Raw genomic sequence first — 9,135 nt, forward strand, 5'->3', positions numbered from 1 at the left:
GGGAGTAACGATGTTGGCCAGTAACCGGTAGCCACCTGTGAAGGGAGAATACCGGGTCTGTAGCGATAAATTACTCTTGTTCCCTTCGCGGGTACTAACCCGATCAGGTTCCGCGGATCCCGAATTAACGGTCTCAGCCTGCGTCTGCTTTTAAAAACCTACGCTTGGCACTCCGACAAGAGCTTTGAGTATATGAGGTTATTTTAAAACTACAATAGTCGATCCAAATCTATTCGGTTAATTCGCGCGACTCTCTTTGTTTTCCGGATGAGCTGCTTGCCAAGACTCTGCGGCCCATTTAATGAGCTGATCTTCTAGCTGGAAACGAGCATCGAGGGCTTCACCGATATCGGATAATGCCTGCTGAAACTCGGTGCAGCTATCATCATCGATCTCAATATTTGAGTAGCGATCATGGAATGACATGATCGTTTGAGTGTTGTTTTTTAATGCGGGATAGACTTTGGTGGTCAGTGCCATTCTCGGGCTAGACTCGCCTTCTACTTGCTTGATAATTCTGTCGTAGATGTGAAAATGACCCGAAGAAAGATAGTCCACTAAATTATGACAAAAGTTCTCCAGCGCTTTTTCATTCAACGGGGTATGCTTTTCTTTTTGTGGCTTAATACCGATCACTGTGCAATATGAAACTAAGAGTTCTTTACGCGCATGAAGCCATTGATCTATTAATTCGTTACTGCCGCCAACGCGTTGAGTCAGGCTTTCCAGTCGATTTAGCATGAACGACTCCGTGATGTAATAATGAGTTACAAAAAAGTAACAAGCCAGTTTCTAGATTGCCAGTGAAGTCGAGGTTGTGCAACAACGATATGGAACTACAACTTACAGGTAAAGAAAGTGGCTGGTGGATTGTCAGCCATGAAAACAGATTATGGTTACCGAAAGGTGAACTGCCTAAAGGTAATGCAGCCAATTGGTCGCTACAGGGAGCAACCGCTAGACAGGTTGGTGAATGGCAAGGGGAGGCTGTTTGGCTGATCCGCCAGATTATGCCCACTGATATGGGATCAGTACGCCAATTGCTGGATATCGATCGCGGATTGTTCCAATTGGCTGGCCGAGGTGTGCAGTTAGCAGAGTTTTATCGCTCTCACCGCTATTGCGGTTATTGCGGCCATCAAATGCATGCCAGCCGCACCGAATGGGCTTGCCTGTGTAATCACTGCCGAGAACGTTATTATCCGCAAATCGCCCCTTGTGTGATTGTTGCCATTCGTCGCGGTGATGAAATCTTATTGGCACAGCATGTACGGCATCGTGGCGGTATCAATACCGTGTTAGCGGGTTTTGTGGAAGTCGGTGAGACACTTGAGCAAGCGGTGTCGCGCGAAGTGTTAGAAGAAAGCAATATCCACATAAAGAATCTGCGCTATGTGACTTCACAGCCTTGGCCGTTCCCACACTCGCTCATGATGGCGTTTATGGCGGAGTACGACAAAGGTGAACTGCGACATGACCCGAAAGAGCTGCTGAATGCGGGCTGGTATCGTTACGATCAATTACCATTACTGCCGCCGCCAGGCACCGTGGCCCGTAGGCTGATTGAGGATACGGTCGCCTTATGCCGTCGCGAGCAGGAAAGCTGAATCTGGCATGCTACAATGCCGCTCAATAAAAGGCTGTCACTAAATAAGAGACTGTCGCTCAATAAAAAATCGCTGCTAAATGAATGATGGCCGCCAGATGACTAAGGGAGCACCACCATGAATGAATTGAAAAACGATCGCTATCTGCGGGCTTTACTGCGCCAACCGGTAGATGTGACGCCAGTGTGGATGATGCGCCAAGCAGGCCGTTATTTGCCTGAATATAAAGCCACCCGTGCTGTTGCGGGTGATTTTATGTCACTGTGCAAAAATGCCGAGTTAGCCTGTGAAGTGACGATGCAGCCATTGCGTCGTTATCCTCTGGATGCAGCGATTCTGTTTTCAGACATTCTGACCATCCCTGACGCTATGGGGCTAGGGCTCTATTTTGAAGCCGGTGAAGGCCCTCGCTTCCAATCCCCCATTACCTGCCGTGCTGATGTTGAACAATTGCCGATCCCCGATCCGGAACAAGAATTGGGCTATGTCATGAATGCGGTGCGAACGATTCGCCGTGAGTTGGCAGGGCAAGTGCCACTGATTGGTTTCTCCGGTAGCCCATGGACGTTGGCAACCTATATGGTTGAGGGGGGCAGCAGTAAAGCCTTCACCAAATTGAAAAAAATGATGTACGCAGAGCCGCAAACATTGCATCTGTTGCTAGATAAAGTGGCTGATAGCGTCATTTTGTATCTCAATGCCCAAATCAAAGCCGGTGCGCAGTCTGTGATGATCTTTGATACTTGGGGTGGGGTATTGACCGGCCGCGACTATCTTGAGTTCTCATTGAGTTACATGCATAAAATCGTCGATGGCCTGATCCGCGAAAATGAGGGTCGCCGTGTGCCGGTAACACTGTTTACGAAAGGCGGAGGGCAGTGGCTTGAAGCGATGGCGGCCACGGGTTGTGATGCGCTGGGCCTCGATTGGACGACTGATCTCGCCGATGCCCGTCATCGCGTCGGTGACAAAGTTGCGCTGCAAGGCAATATGGACCCTTCAATTTTGTATGCGCCACCGGCACGGATTGAACAAGAGGTCAGCACTATTCTAGCCAGTTATGGGCAAGGAGAAGGGCATGTCTTTAACTTGGGTCACGGCATCCATCAGGATGTGCCGCCAGAGCATGCTGGTGCCTTTGTGAATGCGGTGCATGCATTATCACGGCCTTATCACCAATAAATGGCCTGGATAGGTTACCCGCTATGATTGACACCAAAGCGCTACGGGCTGAGCAACAACAACGGGCATCTGAAGTGATATTGCAAGATGCCCCTGTGCTGAATTATCTCACTCACCAGCCTGTGCGCTTTATTGCGGGTGCTGATGTTGGTTTTGAGCAGCAGGGGGAAATCACCCGTGCTGCTATCGCGATTTTGCGTTATCCCTCGCTTGAGCTGGTGGAATATCAGGTTGCCCGCGTCGCGACTTCACTGCCGTATATCCCCGGTTTACTTTCTTTTCGTGAATATCCTGCATTATTAGCCGCTTGGGCGCAGCTCCAGCAACGACCTGATCTGGTGCTTGTCGATGGCCAAGGTATCGCGCATCCACGCCGTTTAGGGGTTGCCAGCCATTTTGGCTTGTTAGTTGATGTGCCTACCATCGGTGTCGCCAAAAGCCGTCTGTGTGGGCATTATCAGCCGTTGGATAGCGATAAAGGGGCATTACAACCGCTAATTGATGGTGAAGAGCAACTTGGCTGGGTATGGCGTAGCAAAATGCGTTGCAATCCTCTGTTTATTTCTCCTGGGCATCGAGTCAGTGTTGAGAGTGCCTTAGTCTGGGTTCAGCGTTGTATGGCGAGTTACCGCTTGCCGGAACCGACCCGTTGGGCAGATGCTATCGCCTCAAACCGACCGCAATTTCAACGTTGGATGCGGAATCCTCCTGATTTGCTTGGCAAGAATAGGGATATGATTTAATTTCGGGTACACTGCCGCGCAGATAATGAATAATGAGAACTCATAATGATACGTAATCCGATTCATCTACGCCTCGAAAAGCTAGAAAGCTGGCAACACCTGACTTTCATGGCTTGTTTGTGCGAACGGATGTATCCCAACTATCAGCAATTCTGCTTAGAAACTGAATTCGGCGATCCGCTGATTTACCGGCGTATTCTGGACCTAATCTGGGAAACGTTGGTGGTAAAAGACGCTAAAGTCAATTTTGATAGCCAGTTGGAGAAGTTAGAAGAGGCAATTCCTTCTGCTGATGACTATGCTATCTACGGTGTTTATCCTGCTATCGATGCCTGTATTGCATTGAGTGAGGCTATTCATTCACGTTTGAGTGGTGAAACACTGGAACATGCCATCGCGATTAGCGAAACATCCATCCGTACTGTTGCCATGTTAGAAATGACATTGGCTGGCAAAGAAATGACCGACGAAGAACTGAAAATTTTGCCTGCTGTTGAAGAAGAATGGGATATCCAATGGGAGATTTTCCGTCTCTTGGCTGACTGTGAAGAACGCGACTTAGATCTGATCAAAGGGTTACGATCTGACCTACGAGAAGCGGCTGTTAGCAACATTGGCATAAATTTAACGCAATAAGGCAAGAAAACGTGATTTAACGCCTGATTTGTCACGTCTTAAGGCTTCACATCTGCCCCCTGTCTGTTCTACATTTGGGGGGCGAAAAAAAGTGGCTATCGGTGCGTGTATGCAGGAGAGTGCTGTCAGCTGGCATATCCGTCGCACTTGATGCTTTGCAAACGATAAACACACTGTAAGGATAACTTATGAATAAGACTCAACTGATTGACGTAATCGCGGACAAAGCGGACCTTTCTAAAGCTCAAGCTAAAGCGGCTTTGGAGTCCACATTGGCTGCCATTACCGAATCTCTGAAAGACGGTGATCCAGTACAATTGGTTGGTTTCGGTACTTTCAAAGTAAACCATCGTAATGAGCGCACTGGCCGCAACCCACAAACTGGTAAAGAAATCAAAATTGCTGCAGCTAATGTGCCAGCGTTTGTTTCTGGTAAAGCACTGAAAGATTCTGTTAAATCTTAATAGTGTGTCAGTGAAAATAATAAGCAGGGGGGTGGCAAAGCCCCTTTTGTTTATGCAGCGGGTGCTGATGACCTTTGGCTTTGTCTTTGGTCTCAGTGCCTGTAGCAGTCATTCAGGTCCCCCCCAGTTCAGTGCCAGCGGATACATCGCCGATAGCGGTGTGGTACGTTTATGGCGACAAGATAATGCGCAGCGACAACCACTGGTGTTGATGAGCGTCTACAGCCCCTACTCAGGGGACAATACCCGCGTGACCTTCTATGAATACCAAAATGGTATCTTGCGTGAAATTCGTCGCAACGATTTAGGCCATAACCCGCAAAGCGTTGAGCTTCGTTTCGATGAAGAAGGGCGGGTAAGTTTTATGCAGCGCCAGTTAGCTGAACGGCGTGAGCAACTCTCCGCCGATGAAATTGCGGTTTATCAGCTAGAAGCGAAACGTATTCTCGAACTCAGTAGCGCACTACGTGCTGGGAACGTCAGATTAATTCAGGGGCGTTGGCAGGCGGGTATCGTCACGACCTGTGCTGGAAAAACAGTGCGGTTGAGTCTCGATGATAATTCGCAGGTCTGGCTGAGTAAACGAGGGAGTGATAGTGTACAGCCGCTGGGCGTTGCCTGGCTGAATTCGCCAGAAGGCGAACAATTATTACTGGTTGCCAATCAGGATTTCTGCCACTGGGAACCGACGGCCGGTAGTTTGTGAATACTATCGTGTATCGAACATCTCGATTGCAGTGTCTATCAGTCACTTTACTGCCAACACTCACTTTACAGCCAACACGGTACGACCAATAAATCGTCAATAGGGCACAGCGAACCGTGCCCATCGATGGAAAAAATGGTGTCGTTATTTACCGCGTGCAATGGCACGGTAGCCGATATCTTTACGGCAGAAACTCCCTTCCCAGTGAATATCCCCCGCTAACTGATAAGCACGTTGCTGTGCCTTTGCGACGGTTTCACCCAGTGCCGTGACGCACAATACACGCCCGCCGCTGGTGACGACTTGATTGTCGCCATTTAACTGGGTACCTGCATGGAAGACTTTTCCGTCAGTCACTTCCTGCTGCGGTAATCCGTAAATCACATCGCCTTGGCGGTAATCTGACGGATAACCCCCCGCGGCAAGAACCACACCCAATGATGGGCGTTCATCCCAATCGGAGGTTTTCTCGTTGAGCTTGCCTTGTGCTCCAGCCAGACATAGCTCAACAAGATCAGAGCGCATCCGCAACATGATAGGCTGTGTTTCAGGGTCGCCAAAGCGGCAGTTGAACTCGATAACTTTCGGTTGCCCATCTGCTGAGATCATCAAGCCAGCATAAAGGAAGCCGGTATACACGTTACCTTCTGCCGCCATGCCGCGCACGGTAGGCCAAATAATCTGATCCATCACGCGCTGATGGATTTCATCCGTGACCACTGGAGCGGGTGAGTAAGCACCCATCCCACCCGTATTGGGGCCGGTATCGCCATCACCGACACGTTTATGGTCCTGACTGGTCGCCATTGGGAGCACATTTTCGCCATCAACCATTACAATGAAGCTGGCTTCTTCGCCGTCGAGGAACTCTTCGACCACGATACGATGACCCGCATCGCCGAATGCATTCCCCGCCAGCATATCGTGAACGGCCGTTTCCGCCTCTGCCAACGTCATCGCGACAATCACGCCCTTACCGGCGGCCAATCCATCAGCCTTAATCACGATAGGTGCGCCAATTTTGCGAACATAAGCCAGTGCCGGTTCTACTTCAGTGAAGTTTTGGTAAAACGCAGTTGGAATCTGGTGGCGTGCCAAGAAGTCTTTGGTGAATGCTTTAGAGCCTTCCAACTGAGCCGCAGCTTGTGTCGGGCCAAAAATGGTCAAACCTGCGCTACGGAAGGCATCGACCACGCCAATCACTAACGGTGCTTCTGGGCCAACAATGGTTAAGCCGATATCGTGGCTTTGCGCGAAGGCCAGCAAACCGGCAACATCAGTCGCGGCGATCGCCACATTCTCTAACCGAGGTTCCAGTGCCGTGCCAGCGTTGCCCGGTGCGACATAAATCTTATCCGCTAAAGGCGACTGTGCTGCTTTCCAGCCCAGTGCGTGTTCGCGCCCACCGTTACCAATAATCAAAATATTCATCGGGGTGACTCCGTTAAGCGGTTTAATTAATGACGGAAATGACGCATATCAGTAAAGATCATCGCGATACCGTGTTCATCGGCGGCGGCGATCACTTCGTCATCACGGATAGAACCACCCGGTTGGATCACACAAGTGATGCCAACAGCCGCGGCAGCATCAATACCATCACGGAATGGGAAGAAGGCATCGGAGGCCATCGCTGAACCGGCAACTTGCAAACCTTCATCGGCGGCTTTGATACCTGCAATTTTGGCAGAATAAACGCGGCTCATCTGGCCGGCACCTATCCCGATGGTCATATTATCGCGGGCATACACGATCGCATTAGACTTAACGAATTTAGCGACTTTCCAGCAGAACAGCGCATCACGCAGTTCTTGTGCCGTTGGCTGACGTTGAGACACCACGCGCAGATCGGCTTGAGTCACCATACCTAAATCACGATCTTGTACCAGTAAGCCGCCATTGACGCGTTTGAAGTCTAGACCGGCAGAACGTGCCTGCCACTGACCACAAATCAGCACGCGAACGTTTTGTTTAGCGGCGAGCACACTGAGGGCTTCAGCGCTGATACTTGGTGCGATAATCACTTCGACAAACTGGCGGCTAATAATTGCCTGAGCTGTTGTGGCATCCAACTCACGGTTAAAGGCAATAATGCCACCGAAAGCAGAAGTTGGATCAGTTTTATATGCGCTTTCATAAGCGCCGAGAATGGAGTCGCTAATCGCCACGCCGCAAGGGTTAGCGTGCTTGACGATCACACAGGCAGGTTCGCTGAACTCTTTTACGCACTCGAGTGCAGCATCGGTATCAGCAATATTATTGTATGAGAGCGCTTTGCCTTGTAGCTGTTCGGCGGTGGCGACAGAAGCTTCTTTCAAATTCTCTTCTATATAGAAGGCTGCTTGCTGGTGGCTGTTTTCACCGTAGCGCATATCTTGCTTCTTAATATAGTTAAGGTTCAGGGTGCGTGGGAAATGGCCTGCTGGCTGGTCAGTTTCGCCATAGTATGCTGGAACCATCGTACCGAAGTAGTTAGCGATCATGCCGTCGTAGGCTGCGGTATGTTCGAATGCTTTAATCGCCAGATTGAAACGGGTTGGGTAGGTCAGGGAACCCTCATTATTGTCCAGTTCGGTAATAATGGCGGCGTAGTCACTGCTCTTTACAACGATGGCAACGTCTTTATGGTTCTTGGCGGCAGAGCGAACCATCGTAGGGCCACCGATATCAATGTTCTCAACAGCATCTTCCAGTGAACAATCCGAGCGTGACACGGTTTCGGCGAAAGGGTACAGGTTGACGACAACCATATCGATTGGCTGAATATCATGTTCAGTCATGATGGCATCATCTTTACCGCGACGACCCAGAATGCCGCCATGGATTTTTGGATGCAGGGTTTTAACGCGGCCATCCATCATTTCTGGGAAACCGGTGTAATCTGAGACTTCGGTGACTGGCAGACCGGCATCAGCCAGCAGGCGGGCAGTACCGCCCGTGGAAAGTAACTCGATGCCACGCTGAGAAAGCGCTTCGGCGAATTCAATGATACCTGCTTTATCAGACACACTAAGCAGAGCACGGCGGATTGGACGACGTTGTTGCATGGTTTTATCCCTTGGCTTTGGATCGCAGTTTTTCATTCGCTATAAAATAGAGCGTTACGTGAATCTCTACCTAATATGTCTCTTCTCTATATAGAGAGAGAAGAGCAGCGTCGAGAGGAACAGATTCAGATAACGTCCTGAAAAGGGTGTTGCCAGTGCTGCCGTTAACACTCATTAGGCTTCACTAAGCCTGTTTTGATCAAAATCGATCCGCAAAAGTGATATTTGATCAATTCAGCGAGGTGTTTTCGACGCGTGGAATTGTAGCGAAAACGATTGCGTGATGCTCGTCAATTTTTAGTCCAGATGACTTCTGTGGATAAGTTTGTGCACAACAGGGTATAAAGCGGGGTTTTGCTGTGGAATGCAGCAAACGATCATTTTAATTGAAATTAGCAGTTGCGGCCTGCGCGGAACTCCCTATAATGCGCATCCATCGAGACGGCACATGACGAATCAAGTAGTTAAGTGACCGGCAAAGAGAACAGAGAAATTCAACGAAATAAGTAGTTGACTCTGAGTGAGGAAAGCGTAATATGCGCACCTCGAGTTACTGACCGGAAGGTTACTAACTCACTGCTCTTTAACAATTTATCAGACAATCTGTGTGGGCACTCGCAAGACGATATCGAAGCCTGTTTCGACAGGCAGAAACAATATCAAAGTCTTGAAGAGTGACCAAAGCAGTAAACATTTGAACTTCGGTTCGAATGCATATTTGCAGAAAGTAATCTTTGAGCATCGCTACTT

The 9,135-nt window shown here is 49.4% G+C and carries 9 protein-coding genes and 1 riboswitch; of the genes, 6 read left to right on the forward strand and 3 right to left on the reverse strand.

Annotated features, from left to right (window positions below; all coding sequences use genetic code 11):
• Positions 1-63 precede the first annotated feature (63 nt).
• Positions 64-185, reverse strand: a riboswitch (TPP riboswitch).
• A 52-nt stretch (positions 186-237) separates the two neighbouring features.
• The gene (locus BN68_RS22750; RefSeq protein ID WP_019213458.1) at positions 238-741 is read right to left on the reverse strand and encodes an Rsd/AlgQ family anti-sigma factor; all 504 of its coding nucleotides are present in this window, start codon (positions 739-741) and stop codon (positions 238-240) included.
• A gap of 89 nt (positions 742-830) precedes the next feature.
• On the opposite strand from BN68_RS22750, the gene nudC reads away from it, so the two are divergent.
• From nudC to BN68_RS22780, 6 genes are all read left to right on the forward strand, one after another.
• Positions 831-1,607 (forward strand): NAD(+) diphosphatase, encoded by a 777-nt coding sequence (gene nudC, locus BN68_RS22755; protein ID WP_019213459.1) that lies wholly within the window; start codon positions 831-833, stop codon positions 1,605-1,607.
• Between the two features lie 117 nt (positions 1,608-1,724).
• Positions 1,725-2,789, forward strand: coding sequence for a uroporphyrinogen decarboxylase (gene hemE / locus BN68_RS22760; protein ID WP_019213460.1), 1,065 nt, complete (start codon positions 1,725-1,727; stop codon positions 2,787-2,789).
• 23 nt (positions 2,790-2,812) lie between these two features.
• Entirely contained in the window at positions 2,813-3,532 is a 720-nt protein-coding gene (gene nfi, locus BN68_RS22765; RefSeq protein ID WP_019213461.1) for a deoxyribonuclease V, read from the forward strand.
• A gap of 45 nt (positions 3,533-3,577) precedes the next feature.
• Positions 3,578-4,168, forward strand: a complete 591-nt coding sequence (locus BN68_RS22770; protein ID WP_019213462.1) for a YjaG family protein — start codon at positions 3,578-3,580, stop codon at positions 4,166-4,168.
• Positions 4,169-4,356: 188 nt separating this feature from the next.
• Positions 4,357-4,632 carry a nucleoid-associated protein HU-alpha gene (gene hupA, locus BN68_RS22775; protein ID WP_004876782.1) on the forward strand — a complete coding sequence of 92 codons (276 nt, stop codon included), beginning with the start codon at positions 4,357-4,359 and terminating at the stop codon, positions 4,630-4,632.
• Positions 4,633-4,684: 52 nt separating this feature from the next.
• Positions 4,685-5,338 carry a DUF1481 domain-containing protein gene (locus tag BN68_RS22780; protein ID WP_019213463.1) on the forward strand — a complete coding sequence of 218 codons (654 nt, stop codon included), beginning with the start codon at positions 4,685-4,687 and terminating at the stop codon, positions 5,336-5,338.
• Positions 5,339-5,482: 144 nt separating this feature from the next.
• Here BN68_RS22780 and purD read toward each other — a convergent pair whose 3' ends face one another.
• Positions 5,483-6,769 (reverse strand): phosphoribosylamine--glycine ligase, encoded by a 1,287-nt coding sequence (purD, locus tag BN68_RS22785; protein ID WP_019213464.1) that lies wholly within the window; start codon positions 6,767-6,769, stop codon positions 5,483-5,485.
• Between the two features lie 26 nt (positions 6,770-6,795).
• Positions 6,796-8,385: a bifunctional phosphoribosylaminoimidazolecarboxamide formyltransferase/IMP cyclohydrolase gene (gene purH / locus BN68_RS22790; RefSeq protein ID WP_019213465.1), complete on the reverse strand. Its 1,590-nt coding sequence runs from the start codon at positions 8,383-8,385 to the stop codon at positions 6,796-6,798.
• Positions 8,386-9,135: the final 750 nt, after the last annotated feature.

Origin of the sequence: Yersinia massiliensis CCUG 53443 (assembly GCF_000312485.1) — a bacterium.
In the GTDB taxonomy this organism is placed as follows: domain Bacteria; phylum Pseudomonadota; class Gammaproteobacteria; order Enterobacterales; family Enterobacteriaceae; genus Yersinia; species Yersinia massiliensis.

Bases quoted from the DNA above. Each gene is read 5' to 3' on its own strand.
- BN68_RS22750 (WP_019213458.1), bottom strand. From the start codon at position 741: ATGCTAAATCGACTGGAAAGCCTGACTCAACGCGTTGGCGGCAGTAAC.
- nudC (WP_019213459.1), top strand. From the start codon at position 831: ATGGAACTACAACTTACAGGTAAAGAAAGTGGCTGGTGGATTGTCAGC.
- hemE (WP_019213460.1), top strand. From the start codon at position 1,725: ATGAATGAATTGAAAAACGATCGCTATCTGCGGGCTTTACTGCGCCAA.
- nfi (WP_019213461.1), top strand. From the start codon at position 2,813: ATGATTGACACCAAAGCGCTACGGGCTGAGCAACAACAACGGGCATCT.
- BN68_RS22770 (WP_019213462.1), top strand. From the start codon at position 3,578: ATGATACGTAATCCGATTCATCTACGCCTCGAAAAGCTAGAAAGCTGG.
- hupA (WP_004876782.1), top strand. From the start codon at position 4,357: ATGAATAAGACTCAACTGATTGACGTAATCGCGGACAAAGCGGACCTT.
- BN68_RS22780 (WP_019213463.1), top strand. From the start codon at position 4,685: ATGCAGCGGGTGCTGATGACCTTTGGCTTTGTCTTTGGTCTCAGTGCC.
- purD (WP_019213464.1), bottom strand. From the start codon at position 6,769: ATGAATATTTTGATTATTGGTAACGGTGGGCGCGAACACGCACTGGGC.
- purH (WP_019213465.1), bottom strand. From the start codon at position 8,385: ATGCAACAACGTCGTCCAATCCGCCGTGCTCTGCTTAGTGTGTCTGAT.